This window comes from Mycobacterium farcinogenes (genome assembly GCF_019739075.1).
Lineage (GTDB): Bacteria > Actinomycetota > Actinomycetes > Mycobacteriales > Mycobacteriaceae > Mycobacterium > Mycobacterium senegalense.
The window spans coordinates 2,043,976-2,070,317 of sequence record NZ_CP081673.1 but is presented as its reverse complement, the minus strand read 5'-3'; the positions used below and the strand labels follow the sequence as shown (position 1 = coordinate 2,070,317).

The 26,342-nt window shown below is 67.0% G+C and carries 29 protein-coding genes; 14 read left to right on the top strand and 15 right to left on the bottom strand.

The window, feature by feature from the left end; translation table 11 throughout:
• Positions 1-85: 85 nt before the first annotated feature.
• Positions 86-1,189 (top strand): magnesium/cobalt transporter CorA, encoded by a 1,104-nt coding sequence (gene corA, locus K6L26_RS09805; protein WP_019347409.1) that lies wholly within the window; start codon positions 86-88, stop codon positions 1,187-1,189.
• 8 nt (positions 1,190-1,197) lie between these two features.
• On the opposite strand, the gene K6L26_RS09800 is transcribed toward corA, so the two are convergent.
• The 6 genes from K6L26_RS09800 to K6L26_RS09775 all read right to left on the bottom strand — a co-directional run bounded on the left by K6L26_RS09800 (position 1,198) and on the right by K6L26_RS09775 (position 6,893).
• A complete protein-coding gene (locus K6L26_RS09800) occupies positions 1,198-1,809 on the bottom strand; it encodes a suppressor of fused domain protein (RefSeq protein ID WP_064898048.1) in 612 nt (203 codons plus the stop codon).
• On the bottom strand, positions 1,806-3,071 hold the full coding sequence (locus K6L26_RS09795) for an ABC transporter ATP-binding protein (protein WP_019347411.1): 1,266 nt from the start codon (positions 3,069-3,071) through the stop codon (positions 1,806-1,808). Before K6L26_RS09795 ends, K6L26_RS09800 begins: the two co-directional genes overlap by 4 nt.
• Before the next feature lie 4 nt (positions 3,072-3,075).
• Positions 3,076-3,900, bottom strand: coding sequence for a carbohydrate ABC transporter permease (locus tag K6L26_RS09790; RefSeq protein ID WP_174682931.1), 825 nt, complete (start codon positions 3,898-3,900; stop codon positions 3,076-3,078).
• Positions 3,901-3,940: 40 nt separating this feature from the next.
• Positions 3,941-4,831: a carbohydrate ABC transporter permease gene (locus K6L26_RS09785; RefSeq protein WP_019346975.1), complete on the bottom strand. Its 891-nt coding sequence runs from the start codon at positions 4,829-4,831 to the stop codon at positions 3,941-3,943.
• Positions 4,828-6,225: an ABC transporter substrate-binding protein gene (locus K6L26_RS09780; RefSeq protein ID WP_221853045.1), complete on the bottom strand. Its 1,398-nt coding sequence runs from the start codon at positions 6,223-6,225 to the stop codon at positions 4,828-4,830. The genes K6L26_RS09785 and K6L26_RS09780 overlap by 4 nt, the downstream gene beginning before the upstream one ends.
• A 161-nt stretch (positions 6,226-6,386) precedes the next feature.
• Complete coding sequence (locus K6L26_RS09775; protein WP_019346977.1) at positions 6,387-6,893, bottom strand: YflT domain-containing protein; 507 nt, start codon at positions 6,891-6,893, stop codon at positions 6,387-6,389.
• Between the two features lie 128 nt (positions 6,894-7,021).
• Between K6L26_RS09775 and K6L26_RS09770 the strand changes: the two genes are divergently transcribed.
• A complete protein-coding gene (locus K6L26_RS09770; protein WP_221853044.1) occupies positions 7,022-7,642 on the top strand; it encodes a DUF4190 domain-containing protein in 621 nt (206 codons plus the stop codon).
• Positions 7,643-7,676: 34 nt separating this feature from the next.
• Here K6L26_RS09770 and K6L26_RS09765 read toward each other — a convergent pair whose 3' ends face one another.
• A complete protein-coding gene (locus K6L26_RS09765) occupies positions 7,677-8,642 on the bottom strand; it encodes an HpcH/HpaI aldolase/citrate lyase family protein (protein ID WP_076112080.1) in 966 nt (321 codons plus the stop codon).
• Positions 8,643-8,667: 25 nt separating this feature from the next.
• On the opposite strand from K6L26_RS09765, the gene K6L26_RS09760 reads away from it, so the two are divergent.
• From K6L26_RS09760 to K6L26_RS09745, 4 genes are all read left to right on the top strand, one after another.
• Positions 8,668-9,954 (top strand): magnesium transporter MgtE N-terminal domain-containing protein, encoded by a 1,287-nt coding sequence (locus tag K6L26_RS09760; protein ID WP_221853043.1) that lies wholly within the window; start codon positions 8,668-8,670, stop codon positions 9,952-9,954.
• Positions 9,951-10,496, top strand: a complete 546-nt coding sequence (locus tag K6L26_RS09755; protein ID WP_221853042.1) for a DUF1003 domain-containing protein — start codon at positions 9,951-9,953, stop codon at positions 10,494-10,496. The genes K6L26_RS09760 and K6L26_RS09755 overlap by 4 nt, the downstream gene beginning before the upstream one ends.
• A 118-nt stretch (positions 10,497-10,614) precedes the next feature.
• Complete coding sequence (locus tag K6L26_RS09750) at positions 10,615-11,943, top strand: lytic transglycosylase domain-containing protein (RefSeq protein ID WP_245008741.1); 1,329 nt, start codon at positions 10,615-10,617, stop codon at positions 11,941-11,943.
• Between the two features lie 49 nt (positions 11,944-11,992).
• A complete protein-coding gene (locus K6L26_RS09745; protein WP_043370522.1) occupies positions 11,993-13,135 on the top strand; it encodes an Mrp/NBP35 family ATP-binding protein in 1,143 nt (380 codons plus the stop codon).
• On the opposite strand, the gene tatB is transcribed toward K6L26_RS09745, so the two are convergent.
• The 4 genes from tatB to sigE all read right to left on the bottom strand — a co-directional run bounded on the left by tatB (position 13,132) and on the right by sigE (position 16,369).
• A complete protein-coding gene (gene tatB / locus K6L26_RS09740; protein ID WP_019348215.1) occupies positions 13,132-13,536 on the bottom strand; it encodes a Sec-independent protein translocase protein TatB in 405 nt (134 codons plus the stop codon). The genes K6L26_RS09745 and tatB overlap by 4 nt on opposite strands.
• 2 nt (positions 13,537-13,538) lie before the next feature.
• Complete coding sequence (gene htrA, locus K6L26_RS09735; RefSeq protein WP_019348216.1) at positions 13,539-15,035, bottom strand: serine protease HtrA; 1,497 nt, start codon at positions 15,033-15,035, stop codon at positions 13,539-13,541.
• Between the two features lie 78 nt (positions 15,036-15,113).
• Positions 15,114-15,512: an anti-sigma E factor RseA gene (rseA, locus tag K6L26_RS09730; protein WP_047040369.1), complete on the bottom strand. Its 399-nt coding sequence runs from the start codon at positions 15,510-15,512 to the stop codon at positions 15,114-15,116.
• A 77-nt stretch (positions 15,513-15,589) separates the two neighbouring features.
• Complete coding sequence (sigE, locus tag K6L26_RS09725) at positions 15,590-16,369, bottom strand: RNA polymerase sigma factor SigE (RefSeq protein WP_036394806.1); 780 nt, start codon at positions 16,367-16,369, stop codon at positions 15,590-15,592.
• A 174-nt stretch (positions 16,370-16,543) separates the two neighbouring features.
• Between sigE and K6L26_RS09720 the strand changes: the two genes are divergently transcribed.
• The 7 genes from K6L26_RS09720 (at position 16,544) to K6L26_RS09690 (ending at position 22,510) form a co-directional block, all read left to right on the top strand.
• Positions 16,544-17,188, top strand: coding sequence for an O-methyltransferase (locus K6L26_RS09720; protein ID WP_019348219.1), 645 nt, complete (start codon positions 16,544-16,546; stop codon positions 17,186-17,188).
• Between the two features lie 86 nt (positions 17,189-17,274).
• Positions 17,275-17,940, top strand: coding sequence for a TetR/AcrR family transcriptional regulator (locus K6L26_RS09715; protein ID WP_043370520.1), 666 nt, complete (start codon positions 17,275-17,277; stop codon positions 17,938-17,940).
• A complete protein-coding gene (locus K6L26_RS09710; RefSeq protein ID WP_036394802.1) occupies positions 17,937-18,830 on the top strand; it encodes an ABC transporter ATP-binding protein in 894 nt (297 codons plus the stop codon). Before K6L26_RS09715 ends, K6L26_RS09710 begins: the two co-directional genes overlap by 4 nt.
• Positions 18,827-20,416 (top strand): ABC transporter permease, encoded by a 1,590-nt coding sequence (locus K6L26_RS09705; RefSeq protein ID WP_221853040.1) that lies wholly within the window; start codon positions 18,827-18,829, stop codon positions 20,414-20,416. Before K6L26_RS09710 ends, K6L26_RS09705 begins: the two co-directional genes overlap by 4 nt.
• A 20-nt stretch (positions 20,417-20,436) precedes the next feature.
• Positions 20,437-21,111: a methyltransferase family protein gene (locus tag K6L26_RS09700; protein ID WP_085142459.1), complete on the top strand. Its 675-nt coding sequence runs from the start codon at positions 20,437-20,439 to the stop codon at positions 21,109-21,111.
• A 10-nt stretch (positions 21,112-21,121) separates the two neighbouring features.
• Positions 21,122-21,796 (top strand): methyltransferase family protein, encoded by a 675-nt coding sequence (locus K6L26_RS09695; RefSeq protein WP_221853039.1) that lies wholly within the window; start codon positions 21,122-21,124, stop codon positions 21,794-21,796.
• Positions 21,797-21,865: 69 nt separating this feature from the next.
• Complete coding sequence (locus tag K6L26_RS09690) at positions 21,866-22,510, top strand: DUF4126 domain-containing protein (RefSeq protein ID WP_221853038.1); 645 nt, start codon at positions 21,866-21,868, stop codon at positions 22,508-22,510.
• A 9-nt stretch (positions 22,511-22,519) separates the two neighbouring features.
• Here the strand turns inward: K6L26_RS09690 and glgC are convergent, their stop codons facing one another.
• Positions 22,520-23,734: a glucose-1-phosphate adenylyltransferase gene (gene glgC / locus K6L26_RS09685; protein WP_036394784.1), complete on the bottom strand. Its 1,215-nt coding sequence runs from the start codon at positions 23,732-23,734 to the stop codon at positions 22,520-22,522.
• A gap of 101 nt (positions 23,735-23,835) precedes the next feature.
• Here glgC and glgA point away from each other — a divergent pair, with 101 nt between their 5' ends.
• Positions 23,836-24,999: a glycogen synthase gene (glgA, locus tag K6L26_RS09680; RefSeq protein ID WP_221853037.1), complete on the top strand. Its 1,164-nt coding sequence runs from the start codon at positions 23,836-23,838 to the stop codon at positions 24,997-24,999.
• 21 nt (positions 25,000-25,020) lie between these two features.
• Here the strand turns inward: glgA and K6L26_RS09675 are convergent, their stop codons facing one another.
• The 3 genes from K6L26_RS09675 to K6L26_RS09665 all read right to left on the bottom strand — a co-directional run bounded on the left by K6L26_RS09675 (position 25,021) and on the right by K6L26_RS09665 (position 26,338).
• Positions 25,021-25,188: a DUF3117 domain-containing protein gene (locus K6L26_RS09675; RefSeq protein ID WP_003885506.1), complete on the bottom strand. Its 168-nt coding sequence runs from the start codon at positions 25,186-25,188 to the stop codon at positions 25,021-25,023.
• A 164-nt stretch (positions 25,189-25,352) separates the two neighbouring features.
• Positions 25,353-25,949: a DNA-3-methyladenine glycosylase I gene (locus K6L26_RS09670; protein WP_221853036.1), complete on the bottom strand. Its 597-nt coding sequence runs from the start codon at positions 25,947-25,949 to the stop codon at positions 25,353-25,355.
• Positions 25,946-26,338, bottom strand: coding sequence for a DivIVA domain-containing protein (locus K6L26_RS09665; RefSeq protein ID WP_221853035.1), 393 nt, complete (start codon positions 26,336-26,338; stop codon positions 25,946-25,948). The genes K6L26_RS09670 and K6L26_RS09665 overlap by 4 nt, the downstream gene beginning before the upstream one ends.
• Between the last annotated feature and the right edge of the window lie 4 nt (positions 26,339-26,342).

Genomic DNA, 26,342 nt, shown 5'->3' with positions numbered 1-26,342 from the left:
TGGTGAGCCTTACTTAATAGTAACTACGCGTAGCATTCGTTGTGCTGATCTGGTTGGGAACACACCGCGCAGGAAGGTCGCAGTCATGCCCTCGTTCCGCGCCCTGCCACCGGCCCTGCGGGCCACCGCAAAGGCTCGTTCCGCAGAGCCCGACGCCAAGTCGATCCACGTTCCGGTGGCTCGGGCCATGGTCGATTGCGGCGTCTACAGCGGTGGCGACCGCCTGCCCGGCAAATACACCCACGCCGCGGCGCTGAACAAAGTCCGCGAACTTCAGTCCGCCGGCGAGAAGGCATTCGTCTGGATCGGCCTGCACGAGCCCGACGAGTTCCAAATGCAGTCGGTGGCAGATGTTTTCGGCCTACACGAGTTGGCTGTCGAGGATGCCGTGCATGCCCACCAGCGCCCCAAACTGGAGCGCTACGACAAGACCCTGTTCCTGGTGCTCAAGACGGTCACCTACGTCGAGCACGAGTCGGTGGCGCTGGCTCGCGAGATCGTCGAGACCGGCGAGATCATGATCTTCGTCGGACCGGACTTCGTGGTCACCGTCCGCCACGGCGAGCACGGCGGCCTGGCCGGGGTACGGAAACGCCTCGAATCCTCGCCTGCCATCCTCAAACTCGGACCGTTCGCCGTGATGCACGCGATCGCCGACCATGTCGTGGACAGCTACCTCGACGTCACCGATCTGATGGAAACCGACATCGACACGATGGAGGAGGACATCTTCTCCCCCCGTACGCGCACCAACATCGAAAGCATCTACCTGCTCAAGCGCGAGGTCGTCGAAATGCGGCGGGCGGTGGCGCCGTTGACACTCGCCCTGGCCCGGTTGCTGACCGACCACAACGACCTGATCTCGGTCGAGGTACGCCGCTACATGCGCGACGTGCACGACCACAACGTGCAAGCCTCAGACCGGATCGCCAGCTACGACGAAATGCTCAGCTCGCTGGTGCAGGCCGCGCTGGGCAAAGTCGCCATGCAGCAGAACGTGGACATGCGCAAGATCTCGGCGTGGGTGGCCATCGCCGCCGTGCCGACCGCGATGGCCGGCATCTACGGGATGAACTTCGAGCACATGCCCGAATTGCAGTGGACCTGGGGCTATCCCGCCGTGCTGTTGCTGATGGCCACCATCTGCCTGGTGCTGCACCGCACCTTCCGGCACAACGACTGGCTCTAGCCCTTCTCTCAGCTTGGATTGGCGGCTCGCCGCCGTGGATCCATCACGTCCACCCCGTCGGTCTGCCACGCCTCACGCATCGCGTCGGCCCCCTTGAGCCGCACCCAGGCCGCCTCGGTGGCGGTGATCGGAGTGGCCGACAGCACCGACACCGCGGACAACGGTTCGGGCAGCTCGACCTGACCAATGTCGCTGGGACCCAACAGGAATGCGCTGAACGGTGCGGAATCGAACAGCGGCGTCTCCAGATCGATGAGCGCGTCGGCCTCCAGCACCAGGCCCTCCACCGCCGGGGCGGCGGCCAGCACGGCCAGCGACCGGGCCAGCCCAGTCGGGGTCGGCCCCCGCAGCGAGAGCACCACCTCGGCCCGGGGGCCGTGGATCGGGTCGGATACCAGCTCGGTCGGATCGAACATCGGGTGACGCGAACAGCCCAGCGTCACATAGTGATACAGCTCCTGTCCGGCACCACCGGCAGCCAGGTCAGGACCGAACCGGAGCACATCGATGCGCTCGGTGCCCAGAAAGGTGACGCTGGCGCTGACCGGTTCCGCGGTGATGCCTGCCGCGCCGAAATGCTCGCCCACGTGGGCGCGAACGGCAGCCAGGACGTCGATCACTCTGCTGTCGGTTCTTCGGCTGAATCGGTCTCTTCGGTTTCGGGCTCGGCGGGTTCTTCGGCCGCGGCGGGCTCCTCGGCGGCAGGTTCGGTGCGGGTCAGATTCGCCCCCGTCTCCGCGTCGAAGATCACCAGTTTCGACGTGTCGAACGCCAGTTGGATCTGCTGGCCGGCCGTCACCGTGGATTCCGCCGACACCCGGGCCACGAATTCGTTGACACCGGTACCGGAATCGGCGGCCAACTCGGCGAGCTGCGCCGCTTCGGCGCCGGCACCCTCGATGGTGAAATGCACGTACTTGTCCGCACCCAGCGACTCGACGATGTCGGCGCGCACTGGAAAGCTCAACGCCCGGATGCGAGCATACCCGTCGAGCAGTGCGGCATCTTCCAGTTGCTCGGGCCGGATACCGACGATGATGTTGTCCGGCTTGGGTTGACGTGCCAGCAGATCATGCACCTGCTGGGTCAGCGTGACATCACCGAACGGCAACCGCACCCCGACATCGGTGAACGTCGCCGGGAAGAAGTTCATCGCCGGTGAGCCGATGAAGCCGGCCACGAACAGGTTCGCCGGGTTGTTGTACAGCTCGTCGGGCGTGCCGATCTGCTGGATCTCGCCCGCCAGCAACACCACAACCCGATCACCCAGCGTCATCGCCTCGGTCTGATCATGTGTCACGTAGACCGTGGTGGTGCCCAGCCGGCTCTGCAACCGCGCGATCTCGGCGCGCATCTGCACGCGCAGCTTGGCGTCCAAGTTGGAGAGCGGCTCATCCATCAGGAATGCCTTGGGGCGCCGCACGATCGCCCGGCCCATCGCCACCCGCTGACGCTGGCCGCCCGACAGTTGGGCCGGTTTGCGGTCGAGCAGTTCGGTCAGGTCGAGGATCTTGGCCGTCTCCTCGACTTTCGCCGCGATCTCGTCTTTCTTGAGCTTGGCCAGGGTGAGTGGGAACGCGATGTTCTGGCGCACCGTCATGTGCGGGTAGAGCGCGTAGGACTGGAACACCATCGCGATATCGCGGTCCTTGGGCGCCTTCTCGTTCACCCGCTCCCCGCCGATGCGCAGCTCGCCTGACGAGATGTCCTCAAGTCCGGCAATCATGTTCAGCGTCGTCGACTTACCGCACCCCGACGGTCCCACCAGAATGATGAACTCGCCGTCGGCGATGGTCATCGAGAACTCTTTGACGGCAGCCCTGGTGCCGCCCGCACCGTCGGGGTAACTCTTGGTGACCCGGTCCAACACGATTTCGGCCATCCAATTACCCCTTTACCGCACCGGATGTCAGGCCAGCGACGATGCGCCGCTGGAAGATGAGAACAAAGATAATGATCGGGATGGTGATGACCATCGCCCCTGCCGCGATCGACCCCGTGGGCTCCTCGAATTGCGAACTGCCGGTGAAGTTCGCGATCGCCACCGGCGCCGTGATCGCCCGCTCAGTGGCGGTCAGCGACAGCGCCAGCAGCAGGTCGTTCCACGCGAAGATGAAGACCAGGATGGCCGCGGTGACGATGCCCGGGGCGGCCAGCGGAGCGATCACCTTGCGGAAAGCCTGGGCCGGCGTGGCGCCGTCCATCTTGGCGGCCTTCTCCAGGTCCCACGGGATCTCCCGGAAGAACGCCGACAGCGTATAGATCGCCAACGGCAGGGCGAAGGTGATGTAGGGGATGATCAGCCCGGGCCACGTGTCGAACAGCCCGATGCTGCGCCACAGGTTGAAGATCGGGGTCACCAGCGAGATCTGCGGGAACATCGCGATCAGCAGCGCCACGCCCACCAACAGTTTCTTGCCCGGGAAATCCAGGCGGGCCACCGCGTAGGCAGCCATACCGCCGATCACCACGGCGATCACCGTGGTGATCAGGCCGATGCCGATCGAGTTGACCAGCGCCGAGGTGAAGATGTTTCCGCTGAAGATGCCCTTGTAGTTGTCGAACGTGATCTCGGCTGGAATCAGCTTGCCGTCCTTGACGCTCGACGTCGGCTTCAACGACAACGACAGGATCCACAACACGGGGATCAACGCATACAGCACCACCAGGATGTTCACGACCGTCCACCCGGTCGCGCGGCGTGCGCCCACCCGCTCGCTCATCGGTTCCCCTCGCTCTTCGCGCAAGCGCTCATCGGTGCCCCTCCGTCTCTGCGCCAGGCGCCGACGCACCGAACAACTTGATGAAGACGAACGCGATCACCGCCACCGACACAAAGATCAATACGCTGATGGCCGAACCCAGACCGAGGTTGAAAGCCTTGAACAGGTTGTCGTACCCCAGGATCGAGACCGACCCGGTGCTGTTGGCTCCCCCGGTCAGCACATAGATGTTGTCGAAGATCCGGAACGCGTCGAGGGTGCGGAACAACAGTGCGACCAGGATGGCCGGTTTGATCAGCGGCAGAATCACTTTCACCAGCCGCGTCCAGGCCCCGGCCCCGTCGACCTGGGCCGCGTTGAGCAGATCCTGCGGCACCAGCGCCAGGCCGGCCAGCAGCAGAAGCGCCATGAACGGGGTGGTTTTCCACACCTCGGCGAGCACGATGATGGCCAGCGACGGCAACTGTTCGGTCAGCGGAGCACTGCCGTCGGGTAGCAGGTTGGCCAGGTAACCGGTGCCCGGTGTCCACGCGTAGTACCAGCTGTAAGAGGCCGCCACCGTCACGATCCCGTAGGGGATCAGAACCGCGGTACGGACCACGCCCTTACCGAAGATGGTGCGGTGCATGACCAGCGCCAGCGCCATACCGAGCACGAACTCGATGGCCACCGACACCACGGTGATCGCCAGAGTGACCGCGAAAGCCGTCCACCAGTAGCGGTCGGTGAGGATGGTCTGGTAGTTGGCGAACCCCACGAAGGCGGTGTCGTCGGGGGCGGCCAGGTTGTAGCGCTGCAGGCTCAGCCACACCGCATATCCGATCGGATACGCGGTCACCGCGATCATCAGGACCACCGCGGGAGCGATCAGCGCGAACGCCAATTTTCGTTCGGAGGCGCGGTTGTCGGTGCGCGTCACGGGATCAGCCCCTTGCCGTCGATCGCCTTCTGCACCTGTTCCGTCAGCTCATCGGCGGTGCGCTCCGGATCGATGTCGGTGATCGGAGCCAGGGTGGCCGAAATGCGGGTGGACACAGCCTGATACACGGGTGTGGCAGGCCGCACGGCGGCATTCGTCAACTGTTCGCGGATGATCGCGTACTGCGGGTACTTGGCCTGGAATGCGGGATCGTCGTACAACGACTCGCGCACTGCGGGCAATCCGCCCTCGACGGAGGTGTAGCGCTGGTTCTCGACGTTGCGCAGGCATCGGATGGCCTCGAAGGCCTCGGCCTTGTGCTGACTGGTCTTGGCCACCGCGAGATTCAGCCCGCCGATGGTCACCTTGGCCGGCTCCCCCTCACGCACGCCCGGATAGTTGGCGAAGCCGAACACGTCCTTGCTCGCCTCATAGGCCGCCTCGAACTGCTCGTCGGTCGGCGAGAAGGTGCCCAGATCGTTGATCGCCCCGGTCAGATCGGGCCGTTTGTCGAGCGGCAGGAAGTTCACCCCGCCCTTGACGGCGTTCTCCAGCAGTGAGGGCAACACGAACGGCCAGTTGACCTCGAGCGCGGCCTTGCCCTGCTCGAGCGCCAGTCGGGCCGTCGCTTCGTCGGTCTGGGTGACCGACGGATCGGCACCGGGTGCGGTGGCAACCGATTTGATGATCTGCAGCGCCTTGACCGTGGCCGCGCGGTGCTCCGGGGTGTCGGTCAGCGTGACCGTCTTGCCGTCGTCGGAGAGCACCTGACCGCCCGCACTGGCGAGCAGGGTGTTGAACCACACCACCAGCCCCTCGTACTGCTTGGCCTGCACCGCAATCCAACTGGGCTTGCCCGCCGCATGCAGCCGGTTGGCCTCCGAGACCATCCCGTCCCAGGTGGACGGCGCCGGATCCATCAAATCTGCTCGGTACCAAAGCAATTGGGTGTTGGTGGTGATGGGCGAGGCATACAACTTGCCTTGCCATCGGGCCGTCTCCAACGGTCCGGGCAGGGTGTTGGACTCGGCGTCGGACTCCGCTTCTCCCGCCGGGTCCTCCGACAGCGGCACGGCCCAGCCGGCCTCGGCGAACTCGGCGGTCCACACCACGTCGAGCGCCATGATGTCGAGCGTCTTGTCGTTGCCGGTCAGCCGGCGGGCCAGCTGCAACCGTTGGTCGTCAGCACCTTTCGGCAAACTGATCTGCTTGATGGTGAAGCGGTCGCCGAGTTCGGCGTTGCACCGTTTGGCGACGGCCGTGAAGGTCGCCATCTCGTTGGCCGGCGTGTAGTAATTGATGACGATCCCGCTGTCGGCCTCACCACACGCCGACAGGACCGAGGCCGTCGTCAACGCGGCCACTGCCGCAGCACATAGCCGCCGAGCGCGCACGCCCTGCCTCCCGTTCGCCTTCGATGTCGCCGCTGGAAGCGGCTCCCGCGCGCAAACCGTAGAGCTATGCGGAGCTCATGTGCAACCGTTTGGGCGTGCCGCGTCACAATCGTGACCTGCGGACATTTGCCACCGCGGCCGGCACAGGGCCGCGGGTCAGCTCAGATCGTCAAGCGCGCCAGCAGATCCCGCCCCTGCTCGGCACTCTGCGGATCGCACAGGACGTCGTAGCGGCCCGCGACCAGCTGCATCGTCGAACTGAAATCTCTTGTGCCGCGAGCCATCGCATACGGAATGGCCGAGGTGATCAGGCCGAAGAAGACACCAGCGACCAGGCCGGTGAGCAACGCGCTCCACGGGTTGGGGCTGAAGAAGCCCAGGATCAGGCCGATGAACAGGCCCAGCCAGGCACCCGACAGCACACCGCCGCCGAGCACCTTGGGCCAGCTCAGCCGCCCTGTGACGCGCTCTACCTGCATGAGGTCCACACCGACGATCGTCACCTGCTGCACCGGGAACTGCTGGTCGGACAGGTAATCGACGGCCCGCTGGGCCTCCGCATAGGTCGGGTAGGAACCGATGGGCCAGCCTTTGGGCGGCGTCGGCAACGCGCCGCGTGCGGCGGACGCTGCACCCGGTGTCTGACCGGACTGAAATGGGCTCGTCATATCGAACTTCACTCTCCTGTCCACCGCCAGCACAGCGGCTGCTCTTGTTACAGCAACGCCCTTACACCGCTTTTGGTGCCGGCGTCACGCCCCCGGGGCCTCACGGTCCGTACGCTAGGTTGATCAGCATGACAAACCCGGACGGCAACGCGGGCGAAACGCCGCCATCCGACCCCGGCTCCCAGCCGTCGGAACCGTTGTCCGGCGGCTACGAAGCACCTTCCATCGAGCATTCCCAGGATCTGCCGCAAAACGCCGGGGCGCAACCGTCATACGAATTCGGACCGCAGGGCTATGAGGTCACCGCGCCGTATCCGCCTGCCATCGACTATCCGGCGGACATCCCGCCCGACTATCCGCAGTCCTACCCTCCGCCTTATCCCCCTCCGCCCTATCCGCCTCCCTATCCGCCGCCGGTGCCCGGTTATCCGCCGCCGCCGGGCTACGGGCCACCGGGTTATCCGGCATATCCCGCCGGATACGGAATGCCGCCGGCAACGACCAGCAACGTCGCCATCGGGTCGCTGGCGGCCTCGCTCGTCTCGCTGTTCATGTTCGGCATGTGCGGCCTCGGACTGCTGGCCGCCGTCGTCGGAATCGGGCTCGGCATCACCGCGCTCAAGCAGATCGACCGGAGTGGACAGTCAGGGCGCGGTCTGGCGATCGCCGGCATCATCCTGGGCGCCATCGGCGCCCTCATCGGCTTGGGCTGGGTCCTGTACTTCGTGGCCGTCATGTTGGCCGTGTAGCGGCCGAATTACGCTGCGGCGCCGCACGACCCGATCAGCTCGGTGGCCGGAACGGTTCGGCGAGTCGAGTCATCCCCGCTGCCCGCCCTTTGCCGGCGATCACCAGTGCCATCTTGCGGCTGGCCTCGTCGATCATCTCGTCGCCCAGCATCACCGCTCCCCTGGCACCGCCGGCATGCGAGGTATGCCATTCGTAAGCGTCCAGGATCAGCTCGGCGTGGTCGTAGTCGGCCTGGCGTGGACTGAAGATCTCGTTGCCCGCGTCGATCTGGTCGGGGTGCAGCACCCACTTGCCGTCATAGCCCAGCGCCGCCGAACGTCCGGCCACCCGGCGGAACCCGTCCACGTCGCGCACCTTCACATACGGCCCGTCGATGGCGTTGATGCCGCGACTGCGCGCGGCGATCAGGATGCGCATCAGCACGTGGTGATGCGCATCGCCGATGTCGTAGCCGTCGGGCTGCCCACCGACTTCGAGGGTGCGCATGTTGAGGCTGGCCGCCATGTCTCCGGGGCCGAGCACCAGCGCCTGCACCCGCGGGGCCGCTGCGATCGCATCGATGTTCGTCAGCCCCTGCGCGTTCTCGATCTGTGCCTCGATGCCGATGGCCCCCGGCTCCAGGCCGTGAGTGGCCTCCAGCTGGGACAGCAACAGATCAAGGGCCTGAACGTGAGATGCCTCGGTGACCTTGGGCAACACGATCAGGTCCAAGGTGGCGCCGGCCGCCGCGACCCCCGAAACCACCTCGATCACGTCGGCGTAGGTCCACGGCGTGGTCCAGTCGTTGACCCGTACCCCGCGCAGCTGTCCGGCCCAACCGTCCTCGGCGAGCGCCGCGGCGACCTGGGCGCGGGCCGATTCCTTGGCGCCGGGGGCGACCGCGTCTTCCAGATCGAGGAACACCTCGTCAGCGGGCAGACGTTTGGCCTTCTCGATCATCTTCAGGCTGCTTCCCGGAACCGAGAGGCACGTTCTACGGGGTCGATACGTGTTCTCCACGACCACAGTCTCTACCCTTTGTTTCATGGCGGCGGTGAACAGGGTCTACGCAGCCCGGCTCGCGGGGATGGTGGTGCTGGGCCCCGACGGGGAATCCATCGGCCGTGTCCGCGACGTGGTGATCAGTATCAGCATCGTCCGCCAGCAGCCGCGCGTTCTCGGCCTGGTGGTCGAATTGCTCACCCGGCGAAGGATTTTCGTTCCCATCCTGAGGGTGACCGCGATCGAGCCGGGTTCGGTGACCCTGGCCACCGGCAGTGTGTCGCTGCGCCGTTTCGCGCAACGCCCCGGAGAGGTGCTGGTCTTGGGTCAGGTGCTGGAGACCAGGGTCCGGGTCGACGATCCCGATCTGGAGCAGCTGGCCGGAATCGACGTCGTGGTAGTCGATCTGGGTATCGAGCAGACCCGGACGCGCGACTGGATGGTGACGCGGGTGGCCGTGCGCCCGCAGCGACGTCTGGGGCGGCGCAGCAACATCCACGTCGTCGATTGGCAGAACGTGCACGGGCTGACACCGTCGGGGCTGGCGATGCCCGACCAGGGAGTGGCCTCACTGCTCGAGCAGTTCGAGGGTCAACGCCCGGTAGAGGTGGCCGAGGCCTTGCGTGAGCTTCCGGTCAAACGGCGCTACGAGTTGTACCGGGCCTTCGACGACGAGCGCCTGGCCGACGTGCTGCAGGAACTGCCCGAGGACGAGCAGGCCGCCGTACTGCGCCAGCTCAACACCGAACGCGCCGCCGACGTGCTGGAGGCGATGGATCCCGACGACGCCGCCGACGTTCTGGGCTCGATGACCCCGGCCGACGCCGAGGCCCTGCTGCTGGAGATGGACCCCGAGGATTCCGAGGACGTGCGCCGCTTGCTGGCCCACTCGCCCGACACCGCGGGCGGCCTGATGACCAGTGAGCCGGTGGTGTTGGCCCCCGACACCACCGTGGCCGAGGCATTGGCGCGGATCCGCGACCCCGATCTGACGCCGGCGTTGGCCTCACTGGTCTTCGTCACGCGGCCGCCCAGCGCCACCCCGACCGGGCAGTATCTGGGCTGTGTTCATCTGCAGCGGTTGCTGCGTGAACCGCCCGCGGAACTGGTCAGCGGCATCGTTGACACCGACCTGCCCAGCCTGAGCCCGGCCGACTCGCTGGCCGCGGTGACCCGCTACTTCGCCGCCTACAACCTGGTCTGCGGTCCGGTGGTCGACGAGGAGAACCACCTGCTGGGAGCGGTGTCGGTCGACGACGTGCTCGACCACATGCTGCCCGACGACTGGCGCGAACGTGACGAGCCCGAAATCCCGGCGGCGGGCTCATGAGCGAAACCTCTGCGCGCCAGCGGCTGGACACCCCGCGCGCGACCCGTGGCTTCGGGCTGCACGTCGACGTGGAAGCGGTGGGCGCGTTCAGCGAGTCGATCGCCCGCTTCCTCGGCACCGGGCGATACCTGGCCATCCAGACGATCGTCGTGGTGGTCTGGATCGCCCTCAACATCGGCGTCTTCACCTTCCAGTGGGACCCGTACCCGTTCATCCTGCTCAACCTGGCCTTTTCGACCCAGGCCGCCTACGCCGCCCCGCTGATCCTGCTGGCACAGAACCGCCAGGAGAACCGCGACCGGGTCGCACTCGAAGAGGACCGGCGCCGAGCCGAGCAGACCAAGGCCGACACCGAGTATCTGGCCCGCGAGCTGGCGTCGCTGCGGCTGGCGGTGGGCGAGGTCGTCACGCGCGATTACCTGCGCCGCGAGCTGGAGGAACTGCGCGAACTGATCATCGAGCTCGGCCCGCAGACCGATCCCGATCGGAGCAGTTCGAGCAAAGCCGACCCCGGCGAGCGCAGGTCGAAACGCAGTGGTTGATCTCGCTGTCGACCATTGTCGTAACAACGCAAACCTCGACTATGTATGGTGACTTGGTTCACAACATGACCGAAGCTGACTTAAGGACGGGTACGTGCGCGTAGGGGGAGGAGCGGTGATCGCAACCGCTCGGCGCCATGTGAACCGCCTGGTGCGCTCGCCCGCGCTCGGCGTCGCCGTGTTGGCCCCCATCGTGTTGGTCGCCGGGGCCGGATCGACCCCGGGCACCGAGATCTCCGACACCGCGGTCACCCCGCTGGCCGCCGTCGCGCCCCAGGTCGACCGCTCGGGTCCCGCCGTGGTCGCCGCCGCCAGGCCCCCGACGAACTTCCGCATCAAGCCGATGACCTCGCTCTCAGCTCCCCCGCCGGCGTTCGTCGTCAATACCCCTGGCGCCCTTGGCATTCCGGGAACCTCACTGAAGGCGTACCGCAACGCCGAACGGATGATGGCCGCCGCCTACCCCGGCTGCGGTATCAGCTGGAACCTGCTGGCCGGCATCGGCCGCATCGAGTCGGGCCACGCCAACGGCGGCGCGACGGACGCCCGGGGCACCGCAGTGCGCCCCATCTACGGTCCCGCGCTCGACGGCACCCTGCCGGGCAACGAGATCATCGTCCAGAGCGTTCAGGCCGGGCGGGTCTCGTACGTCCGCGCCATGGGCCCGATGCAGTTCCTGCCCGGAACCTGGGCCCGGTACGCCTCCGACGGCGACGGCGACGGCAAGGCCGACGTACAGAACGTCTTCGACTCGGCACTGGCCGCAGCCCGCTACCTGTGCAGCGGCGGGCTCAATTTACGCGACCAGTCCCAGGTGATGACGGCGATCCTGCGCTACAACAACTCGGTGGCCTACGCCCGCAACGTGTTGGGCTGGGCCGCGGCGTACGCCACGGGTGTCGTGCCGGTCGACCTGCCCGAGATCACCGGGTCGATCCCCCCGATCGGCGATTCGCACCTGGACAACCCGGAGGGCCTCGGGCCGGGCCTGCCCGCCGATGCCACCGGACTGCCCGCCGGCGATCCGCTGGCCCTGATTCCGCTGCTGAACCGCAACGAGACCGGCACGCAGAACGTTCCTGGCTTCGCGCCCGGGCAGGTGCTCGGTCCGTTGCCCGGTCCGGCCCAGGCCATCCCGTCGCAAACCCCGGCCGCGCCACCGCCCTGGGTGCCGCCGTGGGAGCAGCCGCGTCAGCCCACGTGTGTGGTGTTCTGCTTGGGTGAGCAGGCTCCGCCGCCCGCGCCCGGCCCGGAGCAAATCCCGCCGCCTGGGCCCGCACCCGGACCGGCACCGCAGGCGCCGCCGCTCGGCCCCGCACCGGCCCAGATCTCTCCCCTGGCTCCCGCCCCGGCCCCGGCCTCCCCGCCGGTCGAGGCCGCGCCGGCTCCTCCCGGGCTTGGGCCGGCACTGGGGCCCGCCCCCGGACCGGCACCGGGCCCGGCCTGACACCGGCCTGAATCCAGCCCTCGGCGCCGCCGCCGTAGACTCGGCGGTGATGTCCGAATCTGCCACTGAGCTGCAATCCGCAGTTCGCGCTGCGCTTGCCAAGGTGATCGACCCCGAATTGCGGAAGCCGATCACCGACCTCGGCATGGTCAAGAACATCTCGATCGAGGCCGATCACGGCGTGCACGTCGAGATCTACCTGACCACTGCGGCGTGCCCGAAGAAGAACGAGATCGCCGACCTGGTGAAGGCTGCCGTCACCGACGTCCCCGGCACCGGGGCCGTCAAGGTGAGCCTCGACGTGATGAACGACGAGCAGCGTGCCGAGTTGCGCAAGATGCTGCGCGGCGATTCCCGCGAGCCGGTGATCCCGTTCGCCCAGCCCAACTCCTTGACCCGGGTCTACGCGGTGGCCTCCGGGAAGGGCGGGGTCGGCAAGTCCAGCGTGACGGTCAACCTGGCCGCCGCGATGGCCGCCCGCGGGCTGACCGTCGGGCTCTTGGACGCAGATATCTACGGGCACTCGGTGCCGCGGATGATGGGCGTGACCGATCGGCCCACCCAGGTCGACTCGATGATCCTGCCGCCGATCGCCCATGACGTGAAGGTCATCTCGATCGCGATGTTCACCCAGGGCAACACTCCGGTGGTGTGGCGCGGGCCGATGCTGCACCGGGCGTTGCAGCAGTTCCTCGCCGACGTGTACTGGGGCGATCTGGACGTACTGCTGCTGGACCTGCCGCCGGGCACCGGCGATATCGCGATCTCGGTGGCCCAGCTGATCCCGGGCGCCGAGATCCTGGTGGTGACCACTCCCCAGCTGGCCGCGGCCGAAGTCGCCGAGCGGGCCGGTGCGATCGCCCTGCAGACCCGTCAGCGCATCGCAGGCGTAGTCGAGAACATGTCCGGCCTGACGATGCCCGACGGCTCCGTCATGCAGCTGTTCGGCGAGGGTGGCGGCCGCCAGGTCGCCGACTCCCTGACCCGCTCGGTGGGCGCCGAGGTGCCGCTGCTGGGCCAGGTGCCGCTGGATCCGGATCTGGTGGCAGCGGGCGACTCCGGGGTTCCGCTGGTGCTGTCGGCTCCCGACTCACCGGCCGGCGCCGAGCTGCGCAAGATCGCCGAAGGATTGTCGGCCCGCAAGCGCGGCCTGGCCGGGATGTCGCTGGGCCTGGATACCGCCCGCCGCTAAGTCGCGTCGGGATCGAACGTCGTGCCGGTGGGCTTGTCCGCCGGCTTGGCGGCGATGTCACCGGCGGGCTTGTCGCCGGGCACCGAGGGCTGCTGATTCTGGCGGTCGTCGAAAGCGCCGGTCAGAAATGAATCGTCACCGTCGAGTAAGTGCTTGGTGATCGCCGCGCGCGGCGTCATGCCGCGCAGCTTCTGCAAGTCGGCCAGCGGCTGCCGGAGATCGTCGAACTCCGGCCCGAGGTCCTGACGCAGTTGGTTGGTGGCGCCGCTGACGTAGTCACGTGCCTGCCGCAGCGCACCGGAGGTCCAGCGGATGGCACCGGGCAGGCGCTCGGGCCCCAGGATCACCAGCCCGGCGATCACCAGGACCAGCATCTCTCCCCACCCGATGTTGCCGAACATCGCTACTGCGCTTTTTGATCGTCGCCGATGGGCGTGACCATGAATGTCATGGGCCGCCCGTCGCGGAGCACCTCGATCGGGGCTTCCTGCCCGATCTTGAGTTGACGCACCGCGACCACCATCTCATCGGCGTCGGCGACCTTGCGGTCCCCGACCTTGACCACCACGTCGTTCTCCAGGATCCCCGCCTTCTCGGCCGGCCCACCGGCGTTGACGTTACGAACCTGGGCTCCCGAGGCGACGCTGTTGCTGACCGTGACGGCACTGAGCAGCAGCGTCGGATGCGCGACCTTGCCGTCCTTGATCAGGTTCTCGACAACCTGCTTGACCTCGTTGACCGGGATCGCGAAGCCGAGACCACTGGCGCTGTCCGACAAGGACTTTCCTGCCGTGTTGATCCCGATCACCTCGGACGACATGTTGATCAGCGGGCCACCCGAGTTGCCGTGGTTGATCGAGGCGTCGGTCTGCAGCCCGTCGATCACGGTGTCGGTGTCGGAGCCTTCACCCGACAGCGGCACCGGCCGGTGCAGCGCGCTGATGATGCCGTGGGTGACCGTGCTGCGCAGCCCCAGCGGGGCGCCGGCGGCGATCACTTCCTCACCGACCCGCACCTTCTCGGAGTCACCCATCCGCGCCACGACGAGGTTGTCGACGTTGTCGACCTTGAGCACCGCCAGGTCGGTCTTGGGGTCGCGGCCGACGAGGTTGGCCGGCACCTCCTTGCCGTCGTTGAACACGACGGTGATCTGGTAGTCCGCGGGCTTGCTCGCCGCGTCGGAGATCACGTGGTTGTTGGTGACGACGTAGCCCTTGCCGTCGACGACCACACCGGAACCCTGCGAGCCCTCGGTCTTGCTCTTGGCCTCGATCGTCACCACCGAGTCCTCGACTGCCGAGGCGACCGTGGCGAACCGACCGGCGTCAGGGGACGGAAGGTCGCCCGTCTCCAGCGTCACCTTGGAGGTGGTGAAGGCCTGCACGGTGCCCGCGGTCTTCTGCCCGACCCAGCCGCCGACGAACGCGATGAGCCCGGCGACGATCAAGAGGATGAAGATCGACGGCCAGGACACCCGGCCGCCGAACAGCACCTCGCGCGCGCCCAGCTTGCCGATCGGGGCCGCCGCCACCACCGGCGCGGCCGGCGCCTGCGCCGGGGTACCCAATGCGGGGATGGCCCCCGGGTCGCGCCAGGGGTCGTCGAAATCGTCGTCCCCGACGTTCTTCTCGGCCTCCATCGCGCCGGCGTCGGTCGGGTGGCGTTGCAGCGAGTCCGTAGCTCCGCCGGGCCGGCCGAACGCCTCGGCCAGCACGGGATCGGGCGGTTGGTCCTTGGGCGCGTACTCGCCCTGATCCTGGTACTTCTCAGCACCCTGGAACGAGCCTTCGACGCCGTCGGGGCGCCCGAATGTGCGTTGTGACAATTGGTCGACGGGTGGGCGCTCGACAGGGCGCGGTTCCAGACGACCGCTCTCGTCGGACTGGTCCTGATTGGTCACCGGTGTTTCACTCTCTATCGGAGCGCCCCGCCCCAGCCGGATAGGCCGACGCCGGTCACTGATCGCCTTGTATGCAGCCTACCGGCGCTTACGCCGGCTCCGCGTCGGGTCATCAGCGAACGGGGGCTGCTCATCGACGTCGGCCGAAGGCTGTGGGCTGTGGTGCGGTATCTGCGACAACAGGCCCAGCAGGGAATTCGGAATGGCTATCGGACAGGAGTCCCGCAATGCGGCCCGGGCCTGACTCTGGGCGTCGACCTCGGCTGCGCAATCCGGGCACAGAGACAAATGGTGTGCGGCCCGCAGATGGGCGCTCATCCGCAGCTCACCGTCGACGAAGGCCGCGATGGCCTCGATCGACAGGTGCTCGGTGGAACCGAACTGGCGCGGTGCGCCGACGGGGGCGTCGCTCTGCGAGGCGAACTGCGCAGGCAACCAGGAAAATGCCCGACGGAACACATGTCCCGGGTCGACCATCACCCAGCTCCTCTCACCGCGCCCAAATGTCCTGCCCCGAATGTAGCGCGACCGGGCGCGCCGAACACCAACCACCGCTAGGCGGATTTGGCGGTTTCCGGCGAGTTCTTCGCCAGATAGTCACGCAAGGCCTGCCGACCGCGGTGAATGCGGCTGCGCACGGTGCCGAGCTTCACACCCAGCGTGGCGCCGATTTCCTCATAGGACAGACCCTCGATGTCACACAGGACCACCGCGGCGCGGAACTCCGGCGCCAGTGAGTCCAGGGCCGCCTGAAGATCGGCCCCCAGCCGCGAGTCGTGGTAGATCTGCTCGGGGTTCGGATCGTCGGCCGGCACCCGGTCGTAGTCCTCGGGCAGCGCTTCCATGCGGATGCGGCCACGACGACGGACCATGTCCAAGAACAGGTTGGTGGTGATGCGGTGCAACCACCCCTCGAAGGTTCCGGGCTGGTAGTTCTGCACCGAGCGGAACACCCGGATGAAGGTCTCCTGAGTCAGGTCCTCGGCGTCGTGCTGGTTACCCGAGAGCCGATAGGCCAGCCGGTAGACCCGGTCGGCATGTTGGCGCACTAGCTCGTCCCAGGACGGCATCGCGGCCTGGTCGCCGGTGGCGTCGAAAACCGCCGTACCGGTCAACTCGTCGGAAGGCTCCACCCATTCGCCGGTGGTGAACTGCTCCAGATGGGCCATGGTCACCGGGGCGGCCTGGGGTGCGGGGTTGGCGGTAACAGCGGTGGTGCTCGTCGGATCCTCCTGATCACAGATTTCACTCAGCTCAACACGACTGATGACTTCGTTATTCCGATTGCTGTCCTGGTTGTGCTGGGCGGTGCGCCAGCGGGCGCCGTGTTCCATGCCAGTACCGTTCCCGATCCCGGTGTGGCAGGCATATGAGCAATCTGAACTTTCCCTGAGAAAGCCGACGATACGTCGGGTTACCTGCAAGAACCAGCGAATTTCGAGCCGTGATACCCGCCACCCACGGGCGTGTCGCCTCGGCGCCTCGGGGGTCTGGCTTACGCTGCGGGCATGGTCAGCTCCAACCCCGGTCGCACCGAGGCGATCGTCACGCATGCCGAACGGTCGATCTCCGAGGACGAGATCGTCGCGGCTGCGCGCGAGCGGGCCGAGGAACTCGGCGCGGGTGCGGTCACCCCGGCGGTGGGCGCGTTGCTCAGTGTGCTCGCGCGCCTCACCGGCGGCCGGGCGGTCGTCGAAGTCGGCACCGGCGCCGGTGTCAGCGGGCTGTGGCTGTTGTCCGGAATGAGCGACGACGGCGTGCTGACCACCATCGACGTCGAACCCGAGCACCAGCGCATCGCCAAACAGGGCTTCAACGAGGCCGGCGTCGGCCCCGGACGTACGCGCCTGATCAGCGGACGCGCCCAGGAGGTGCTGACCCGGCTGGCCGACGAGTCCTACGACCTGGTGTTCATCGACGCCGAGCCGATCGACCAACCGCAGTTCGTGGCCGAGGGGGTACGTCTTCTGCGTCCCGGCGGTGCGATCGTGTTGCACCGGGCCGCGCTGGGTGGCCGGGCCGGTGACGCCTCGGCCAACGATGCCGAGGTCAGCGCCGTGCGCGAGGCGGCCCGGTTGATCGCCGAGGACGACCGGCTCACCCCGGTGCTGATCCCGTTGGGCGACGGTCTGCTCGCCGCCGCCCGCGACTGACTTCCCCCGCGCGAGCCAAATTTTGACGGATTCCTGACGGGGTAACCCCTTGACCGCCGACTGAACGGCTGTTTAGCGTATTAAACATGCGTTCAGTCGATGATCGAACAGCGATGGCCCGGATTCGCGACGCCGCGATCGCGCAGTACGGGCAGCACGGATTCAGCGTGGGGCTGCGGAGCATCGCCGAGGCCGCCGGTGTCAGCGCCGCCTTGGTGATCCACCACTTCGGCTCCAAGGAAGGCCTGCGCAAAGCGTGTGACGCCCACGTGGCCGAGGTGGTGCGCGAAGCCAAGACCGAGTCGATGCAGAGCAGCGACCCCGCGACCTGGATGGCTCAGATGGCCGAGATCGAGTCCTACGCGCCACTGATGGCCTATCTGGTCCGCAGCATGCAGTCCGGCAGCGAGCTGGCCAAGACGTTCTGGCGCACCATGGTCGACAACGCCGAGGAGTACCTGCAGGAGGGTGTCCGCACCGGGATGCTCAAACCCAGCCGCGACCCACGGGCCCGGGCCAGGTTCATGGCGATCTGCAGCGGCGGCGGCTTCCTGCTGTACCTGCAGATGCACGACGACCCGACCGATCTGCGTCGCGTGTTACGCGATTACGGCGAGGACATGATGCTGCCCGCCCTCGAGCTCTACACCGAGGGCCTCATGGCCGACTCGACCATGTACGAGACGTTCCTGCAGCAACGCGAACAAGGCATCCCGTTCAGTTCAGCCACCGAGAGCAAGGAGCCGGCGTGAACAAGACCGTCGAAATCCGCGGATTGACAAAGTCTTTCGGGCACACCAAAGCTCTCGATGGACTCAACCTCACCGTATCCCCCGGCGACGTCACCGGGTTCCTCGGACCCAACGGCTCGGGCAAGTCGACCACGATCCGGGTGCTGCTTGGGCTACTGCGGGCCGACGGGGGCAGTGTGCGCCTGCTGGGTGGCGACCCGTGGCGCGACGCGGTCGCCCTGCACCGACGAATCGCCTATGTCCCCGGCGATGTCACGTTGTGGCCCAACCTGACCGGCATGCAGGCGATCGACTTCCTGTGCCGACTGCGCGGCAACGGTGTCGACACTCGACGCCGCGACGACCTCATAGACCGGTTCGAGCTGGACCCCGACAAGAAAGCCCGCACCTACTCCAAGGGCAACCGGCAGAAGGTCGCCATCGTCGCGGCGTTCAGCTGCCATGCCGAGCTCTACATTCTCGACGAGCCGACCTCAGGGCTGGACCCGTTGATGGAGAAGGCGTTCCAGCAGTGCGTGGCAGAGGTCGCCGCCCAGGGTGCCGCAGTCCTGCTGTCCAGCCACATCCTGGCCGAGGTGGAAAAGCTGTGCGACAACGTGACTATCATCCGCTCCGGACGCACGGTACGTTCCGGAACGCTGGCCGAATTGCGGCATCTGATGCGCACCAAGGTCGTCGCGCGCACCCGCTCCGATGGCCAGGAACTGCAGCACACGCCCTACGTTCACGACTTCACCACCCGTGACGGTGCCGTGAGCTTCTCGGTGGACCGCAACGACATCGAGTTCGCTTTGGAACACCTCACCGACCTCGGGATCGAAGACCTCACCGTCACACCGGCATCCCTTGAGGACATGTTCCTCCGCGAGTATCAGCGGGCCGGGCGATGACAGCCACCACTGCGCCGACCGCGGCCTTCACCGGTACCGCCGTCCTGTTGCGCCTGGCGCTGCGCCGGGACCGGGTACGGCTCGGCGTGTGGATCGCGTCGCTGACCCTGATGATGGCCTACGCGCCCAACGCGATTCGGTTGGCTTACCCGGGCGAAGAGCAGCGACTGGCCCGGGTCAACCTGCTCAAGACTCCGGCCGGCATGATGCTCGGCGGGCCCATGTTCGGCGTCAACGAGACCGACCTCGGCGTGATGATGGCCAACGAGCTGACCCTCACTCTGACCGTCGCGACCTCGATCCTGGCGATCCTCACCGTGATTCGCCACACCCGTGCCGAAGAGGAGAACGGCAGCGCCGAGCTGGTGCTCTCCTCGGTGGTGGGCCGTTACGCACGGACCGCCGCGGCGCTCGTCCTGGTCGGTGGGCTCAATGCCGTTCTCGCACTCACCATGACCCTGGCCATGGCGGCCACCGGCTTCGCGGTACTCGACACCGCCGCCATGTGCCTGGGTATCACGGGAGTGGCCATGGTGTTCGGTGCGGTCGCCGCCGTGACCGCACAACTGTGGCGGCAGGCGCGCACCGCATCGGGCGCAGCGCTGGCGTCGCTCGCGCTGGCCGCGCTGGTGCGCGGGGCCGGTGATGTCATCGACAACTCGGGCAGCGCGCTGAGCTGGTTCTCCCCGATCGCCTGGGCACAACAGATGCGGCCGTTCGTCAGCCTGCGCTGGTGGCCCTTCGGCTTGTTGGTCATCCTGGCTGTCGCGCTGATGGGTATCGCGGCGGAGCTGGAGCGGCGTCGCCAATACGACGCGGGCACCATCGCGTCGGCAGGCGAAAAGCCAGATGCGACAACGATTACCGGCCCGCTGCGGCTGCACCTGACGCTGCAGCGCGGCCAAACGATCGGCTGGGCCGTCGGCCTGTTCGCGGCCGGCCTGGTGTTCGGTTCGATGACGAAAGCGCTGCTGGATGCGGCCAAAACCAACGACTTGATCGCCCGGTTGCTGTCCACGACCGGCAACGAGGGCATCTACACCACCATGACGCAGTTCCTGGCCGCGGCGGCCTGCGCCTACGTCGCCGCCGCGGTGCTACGGGTCTACGCCGACGAGCAGAACGGTCTGGGCGAGCCGGTGCTGGCCGGTTCGGTGTCGCGCCCGCGCTGGCTGTTGGGCGCGGTGTGCTGCGCCTTGGCGGGGGCGGCGGTGCTGATGTTCTGGGCCGGGCTGGGCAACGGTCTCGGTGCCGGGCTGACGCTGGGCGAGCCGGGAACAATCGTCCGCCTCACCCTGTCCGCCCTGGCGTATCTGCCCGCGCTGGCCGTGGTCGCCGCGATCGCGGCGCTGGCCGTGGCTCTGCGCGCACCCTGGATCGCCTGGCTCACGGTCACATTCGTGATCACCGCGCTGTATCTCGGAGCGCTGCTGCGGCTACCGCGCTGGCTGATCGAGTTGTCGCCCGTGGGACAGACGACTGTGCCCAGCGACTTCCCGGCCATGGCGCTGATCGTGATGCTCGTGGTGGCAACGGCTTTGGCTGTCATCGCGGGGTGGATCTACCGAAATCGAGACGCGGTCTGAACCGAAACAGGAGGAAGCTGATGAAACTCGCTCTGCAGACAATCGCATCGGGCGTTTTCGGTCTGGCGCTCTTCGTCGTGGCGCTGTTCTGGCCCGCCGGCACGTTTCATTATTGGCAGGCTTGGGTTTTCATCGCCGTGTTCATGGCCACCACCATGGGCCCGAGCATCTATCTCGCGGTGAGAGACCCAGCCGCCCTGCAACGACGCCTCAACGGCGGACCGACCGCGGAAACGCGGATCGTGCAGAAGATCCTCATCTGGGCGATCAGCGGTGCGGCTTTCGCCGCGTTCATCCTCAGTGCCCTCGACCACCGGTTCGGCTGGTCGAGTGTGCCGACAGCGGTCGTCATCCTCGGCAATGTCGTGGTGGCGGTCGGGCTGGTCCTGGCGCAGGCGGTGGTCTTCCAGAACAGCTTCGCCGGCGCCAGCATCCGGGTGGAGGACGAACAACCGCTGGTCTCCACAGGGCTCTACGGCCTGGTACGTCACCCGATGTACTTCGGTGCGGTGATGATGATGCTCGGCACTCCCTTGGCGCTCGGCTCGTACTGGGGCCTGCTGGTGTCCGCCGCGGCGATACCGATTTTCGGGGCCCGCATCCTCGACGAGGAGAAGATGCTGCGCGCCGAACTCGCCGGCTACGACGCGTACAGCGAGAAGGTCCGCTACCGCCTGCTGCCCTACGTGTGGTGACGGGGGCACCATGCTGATCGGCCTGCAAGCGGCGGTCGCCGCCGTCGTCGGACTCGCAGTCTTCGCTGTCCTCGTGTTCGCGCCCGCCGGCACGTTGGACTACTGGCAGGGGTGGGCATTCATCGCCGTGTTCACCGTCGTCACGACGCTGCCGAGCATCTATCTCGCGGTGAACGACCCGGCGGCGCTGCGGCGCCGGATGCAGGCCGGGCCGACGGCCGAGACCAGGCCGGTCCAGAAGTTCGCGAGCACGATGGCCTTCGTCTTGCTCGCGGGCATCATCGCCGTCGCTGCACTGGATCACCGGTTGGGTTGGTCCAGCGTGCCCGGTGGGCTATCGGTGCTCGGCGACGTCTTAGTGGCGATCGGGCTCGGCATCGCGATGCTCGTGGTCATCCAGAACAGCTATGCGGCGGCCAATGTCAAGGTGGAGGCCGGCCAGGCGGTGGTATCCACCGGGCTGTACGGGCTGGTGCGCCATCCGATGTACGTCGGCAACGTGATCATGATGATCGGCATACCGCCGGCCCTGGGTTCGTACTGGGCGCTGTTGCTGGTGATCCCGGCCCTGGCCCTGCTGGGTGTGCGCATCCTCGACGAGGAGAAGATGCTGCGCGCCGAACTCGACGGCTACGACGCGTACACCCGCGAGGTCCGCTACCGGTTGTTGCCCTTCGTCTGGTGAGCCGTTCGGCACGGCGCGGATAACGGCGAACTGCCCGGCAGGACGCCTAGTTCGCCGCATACTGCAGTAATGGAACTGTTGACCGGCTTCGGCCTGGCTACCGCGGCGGGGCTCAACGCCTATATCCCGTTGCTGGCGCTGGGGCTGCTGTCACGCTTCACTCATCTGGTGTCGTTGCCGGCGGGCTGGTCCTGGCTGGAGAACGGCTGGGTGATGGCGATCGTCGCGGTGCTGCTGATCGTAGAAGTGGTCGCCGACAAGATCCCCGCCCTCGACTCGGTCAACGACACCATCCAGACCTTCGTCCGCCCGACCGCGGGCGGCATCGTGTTCGGGTCGGGTACCGCGTCACAGACCGCGGCCGTCACCGACCCGGGCGCTTTCGCCCAATCCGGCCAATGGATTCCGGTGGTGATCGGTGCCGTCACCGCGCTCGTGGTGTCGTTGACCAAATCGACGGTGCGACCGGCAGCCAACGTCGCCACCGCCGGGGTCGCGGCACCCGTGCTGTCCACCGTCGAGGACGCCACCAGTGTCGGTCTGGTTTTCGTGGCGATTCTGCTACCGATCCTGGTGCTCGTCGCGCTGCTGGCATTGATCTGGGGCGTGTTCCGGTTGTGGCGCTGGCGCCGGCGACGCACCGAGGTCAAGGTCGGCGTCAACGCACGCGGCAGCGTGGCGCCGCGGCCCGCTGCCGTGGATCCCTGGGAGTGAACCGGCGGCTCAGATCCATACCCCCTTGCCGACGGCGACCACACCGCCGGCGCTGATCGCGAACCGCTCGCGGTCTTTGTCGAGGTCCACGCCCACCATCTCGCCCGGGCCCACCACCACGTTCTTGTCCAGGATGGCGTGGCGCACCACCGCGCCCCGGCCGATCCGCACACCCGGCATCAGCACACTCCCCTCCACGATGGCGCCGTCGTCGATCACCACGTTGGAGGACAACACCGAATTGCGTACCGAGGCAGCCGAAATGATGCTGCCGGCGCCGACCACCGACTCCTGCGCCGATCCGCCGTTGACGAACTTGGCCGGCGCCAGGTTCTCCGACTCACCACGGATCGGCCAGCGCTTGTTGTACAGGTTGAACACCGGGTGCACCGACACCAGATCCATGTGCGCGTCGTAGAACGCGTCCAACGTTCCGACGTCGCGCCAATAACCGTGATCGCGTTCGGTGGCCCCCGGCACCTCGTTGTTGTTGAAGTCGTAGACCGCGGCCATTCCGTCGGACACCAACCGGGGAATGATGTCGCCGCCCATGTCGTGGTCGGAGTGGTCATCGTCAGCGTCGGCGCGGATCGCGTCGATGAGCACCTTGGTGGTGAAGATGTAGTTGCCCATCGACACGAAGGTCTGCTCGGGATCGTCGGGCGTGCCAGGCGGGTCCGCGGGCTTTTCCACGAACTCCCGGATGCGCCCGGAATCGTCGGCGTCGATGCAGCCGAATGCGCTCGCCTCGGCGCGCGGCACCCGGATTCCGGCCACGGTGGCGCCGGCCCCGCTGTCGATGTGGAACCGCAGCATCTGTTCGGGATCCATGCGGTACACGTGGTCGGCGCCGAAGATGATGATGTAGTCGGGATCTTCGTCGTAGATCAGGTTGAGCGACTGATAGATCGCATCCGCCGATCCCGTGTACCAGCGCGGCCCGAGCCGCTGCTGGGCCGGTACCGGGGTGATGTACTCACCGGCCAGGCCCGATAGCCGCCAGTTCTGGCTGATGTGACGGTCCAGTGAATGCGACTTGTATTGCGTCAGAACGCAGATCCGTAGGTATCGGGCGTTGACCAGGTTGGACAGCACGAAGTCGATCAGTCGGTAGGCCCCGCCGAAGGGAACTGCCGGCTTGGCGCGATCGGCCGTCAACGGATACAGCCGTTTGCCCTCTCCCCCGGCCAGAACGATGCCCAGCACATGTGGCAACTCCCTCATGACTCCAAACCTATCCGCCAACCAGTAACGCGGCCAGCCAATGGCAACTTCAAGTGGTCGGCGTGTAGCTGGACCCACGCCGACCTACTACCGTCTCGGATATGCGGGTGGCCATGATGACTCGGGAATATCCACCCGAGGTGTACGGCGGTGCCGGAGTGCACGTGACCGAACTGGTCGCACAGTTGCGTCAACTGTGCGACGTCGACGTCCATTGCATGGGCGCCCCGCGGGAAGGCGCCTTCGTGGCGCAGCCCGACCCGGCGTTGCGCGGCGCCAATGCGGCACTGTCGACGCTGTCCGCGGACCTCAACATGGTCAACTCGGCGGCAGCCGCCACGGTGGTGCACTCACACACCTGGTACGCCGGGATGGCCGGGCACCTGACCGGGCTGCTCTACGACATTCCCCACGTGCTGACCGCCCACTCGCTCGAGCCGTTGCGCCCGTGGAAGGCCGAGCAGCTCGGTGGCGGTTACCGGGTGTCGTCCTGGGTGGAACGCACCGCGATCGAGGCCGCTGACGCGGTGATCGCGGTGAGCTCCGGGATGCGTGACGATGTGCTGCACACGTATCCGGCGCTCGATCCAAACCGGGTTCACGTGGTGCGCAACGGCATCGACACCGACGTCTGGTATCCGGCTGCGCCGTCCGACCAGGACTCGGTGCTCGCCGAACTCGGTGTCGACCTGAGCCGCCCGATCGTGGCCTTCGTCGGGCGGATCACCCGGCAGAAGGGCGTCGCGCATCTGGTGGCCGCGGCCCACCGGTTCAGCCCGGAGGTGCAGCTGGTGCTGTGTGCCGGCGCCCCCGATACCCCCGAGATCGCCGCCGAGGTGTCCTCGGCAGTGGCGGAGCTGGCCCGGGCCCGCACCGGGGTGTTCTGGGTACGCGAGATGCTGCCGATCAACAAGATCCGCGAAATACTTTCCGCTGCAACAGTTTTCGTATGCCCGTCGGTTTACGAGCCGTTGGGCATCGTGAATCTGGAAGCGATGGCTTGTTCGACGCCGGTGGTGGCCTCCGACGTCGGCGGTATCCCCGAGGTCGTCGCTGACCATCAGACCGGCCTACTCGTGCACTACGACGCCACGGACCCGCGCTTCTTCGAGATGCGTCTGGCCGACGCGGTCAACGCACTGGTCGCCGAGCCGGACACCGCCCGCAGGTACGGCGAGGCCGGACGCCAGCGGTGCATCGCAGAGTTCTCCTGGGCGCACATCGCTGAGCAGACCCTGGAGATATACCGCAAGGTGTCCGCCTGAGCGGACACCTTGCGAAGTCGATCAGCTGGTGACGGCCTTGAGTTCGTCGCCCAGCGCAGCGGCCTCGTCGGGAGTCAGTTCGACAACGAGGCGCCCACCGCCTTCCAGCGGTACTCGCATAACGATTCCTCGCCCCTCTTTGGTTGCTTCCAGTGGACCGTCACCGGTCCGGGGCTTCATCGCCGCCATCGAGTGCTCCCTCCAACAGTGCCGACCCCGCGTCAGCGGGCCAGGTTGGGGCCGAAGCCGCCCACTCGTTGACGGCACCCGGCATTGAACTGCTACTGAACTACCCCTATTGTTCCTTATCCGCCGCGATGGTTGTGCAAAGACCCTTCGGATACCGGCCGATCTCACTTTTGAGCCGCCGCCGGCACCCAGCAGGCCGCGACGTGATCGTCGACCATCCCGGTGGCCTGCATCAACGCATATGCCGTGGTGGGGCCGACGAATTTGAAGCCGCGGCGCTTGAGCTCCTTGGCCATGGCGGTCGATTCCGGAGTCACCGCAGGGACTTGTCCCAGGTCAGCGGGCCGCGGCCGGGCCTCCGGGGCGAATGACCACAGCAGCTCGCTCAAATCGACGTCGAGGTCGGCCACCGCCCGGGCATTGGCGATGGTCGCGACGATCTTGGCCCGGTTGCGCACGATGCCCGAATCGGCCATCAGCCGTTCGATGTCGTCGTCGGTGTACTCGGCGACCAGGCCGGCGTCGAATCCGTCGAACGCGACCCGGAAGTTCTCCCGCTTGCGCAGGATGACCAGCCAGCTGAGCCCGCTCTGGAACGCCTCAAGGCTGATCCGCTCGAACAGGGCCGCGGAATCCCGCAGCGGCCGGCCCCACTCGGTGTCGTGGTAGTCGCGGTAGAGGGGGTCGCCCGATTGCACGGCCCAACCGCACCGGACGCGCCCGTCGTCGGCGGTGCCGGCGACCCGGCCCTCGACGGTCATGGCTCCTCCGCGGTACGCAGCTCCCCGGCCGTGACGGAGACCTCTTCTTCTTCGTCGTCCTCGTCCTCGTCGTCAGCCGCCACGAAGTCCTCGGGCACCCCGTAGGCCGCGCGGACGGCGGCCAACTCCCCACGCACTGCGTCCAGTTCGCGACCCAGCCGATCCAGGACCCAGTCCACCTCACTGGTTTTGTATCCGCGGACCACTTGGGCGAACTTGACGGCATCCACGTCGGCGCCGGTGACCCCTGAAGCGGGAAGGACCGTCGCGGTCGTCCCTCGGGGCAACGGAGGCAGCGTCTCACCCCGGCCGAAGATCACGCTGCCCAGCCCGAACAGCACCGTGGCCACCAGGACCAGCACCACCAGGTACAGCAGTATCAGTGTCACGCCC

Coding starts and splice junctions, on each gene's coding strand:
- corA (WP_019347409.1), top strand. CDS start 86: ATGCCCTCGTTCCGCGCCCTGCCACCGGCCCTGCGGGCCACCGCAAAG.
- K6L26_RS09795 (WP_019347411.1), bottom strand. CDS start 3,071: ATGGCCGAAATCGTGTTGGACCGGGTCACCAAGAGTTACCCCGACGGT.
- K6L26_RS09775 (WP_019346977.1), bottom strand. CDS start 6,893: ATGACGAGCCCATTTCAGTCCGGTCAGACACCGGGTGCAGCGTCCGCC.
- K6L26_RS09770 (WP_221853044.1), top strand. CDS start 7,022: ATGACAAACCCGGACGGCAACGCGGGCGAAACGCCGCCATCCGACCCC.
- K6L26_RS09760 (WP_221853043.1), top strand. CDS start 8,668: ATGGCGGCGGTGAACAGGGTCTACGCAGCCCGGCTCGCGGGGATGGTG.
- K6L26_RS09755 (WP_221853042.1), top strand. CDS start 9,951: ATGAGCGAAACCTCTGCGCGCCAGCGGCTGGACACCCCGCGCGCGACC.
- K6L26_RS09745 (WP_043370522.1), top strand. CDS start 11,993: ATGTCCGAATCTGCCACTGAGCTGCAATCCGCAGTTCGCGCTGCGCTT.
- tatB (WP_019348215.1), bottom strand. CDS start 13,536: ATGTTCGGCAACATCGGGTGGGGAGAGATGCTGGTCCTGGTGATCGCC.
- rseA (WP_047040369.1), bottom strand. CDS start 15,512: ATGGTCGACCCGGGACATGTGTTCCGTCGGGCATTTTCCTGGTTGCCT.
- sigE (WP_036394806.1), bottom strand. CDS start 16,369: ATGGAACACGGCGCCCGCTGGCGCACCGCCCAGCACAACCAGGACAGC.
- K6L26_RS09720 (WP_019348219.1), top strand. CDS start 16,544: ATGGTCAGCTCCAACCCCGGTCGCACCGAGGCGATCGTCACGCATGCC.
- K6L26_RS09715 (WP_043370520.1), top strand. CDS start 17,275: ATGCGTTCAGTCGATGATCGAACAGCGATGGCCCGGATTCGCGACGCC.
- K6L26_RS09705 (WP_221853040.1), top strand. CDS start 18,827: ATGACAGCCACCACTGCGCCGACCGCGGCCTTCACCGGTACCGCCGTC.
- K6L26_RS09700 (WP_085142459.1), top strand. CDS start 20,437: ATGAAACTCGCTCTGCAGACAATCGCATCGGGCGTTTTCGGTCTGGCG.
- K6L26_RS09695 (WP_221853039.1), top strand. CDS start 21,122: ATGCTGATCGGCCTGCAAGCGGCGGTCGCCGCCGTCGTCGGACTCGCA.
- K6L26_RS09690 (WP_221853038.1), top strand. CDS start 21,866: ATGGAACTGTTGACCGGCTTCGGCCTGGCTACCGCGGCGGGGCTCAAC.
- glgC (WP_036394784.1), bottom strand. CDS start 23,734: ATGAGGGAGTTGCCACATGTGCTGGGCATCGTTCTGGCCGGGGGAGAG.
- glgA (WP_221853037.1), top strand. CDS start 23,836: ATGCGGGTGGCCATGATGACTCGGGAATATCCACCCGAGGTGTACGGC.
- K6L26_RS09675 (WP_003885506.1), bottom strand. CDS start 25,188: ATGGCGGCGATGAAGCCCCGGACCGGTGACGGTCCACTGGAAGCAACC.
- K6L26_RS09670 (WP_221853036.1), bottom strand. CDS start 25,949: ATGACCGTCGAGGGCCGGGTCGCCGGCACCGCCGACGACGGGCGCGTC.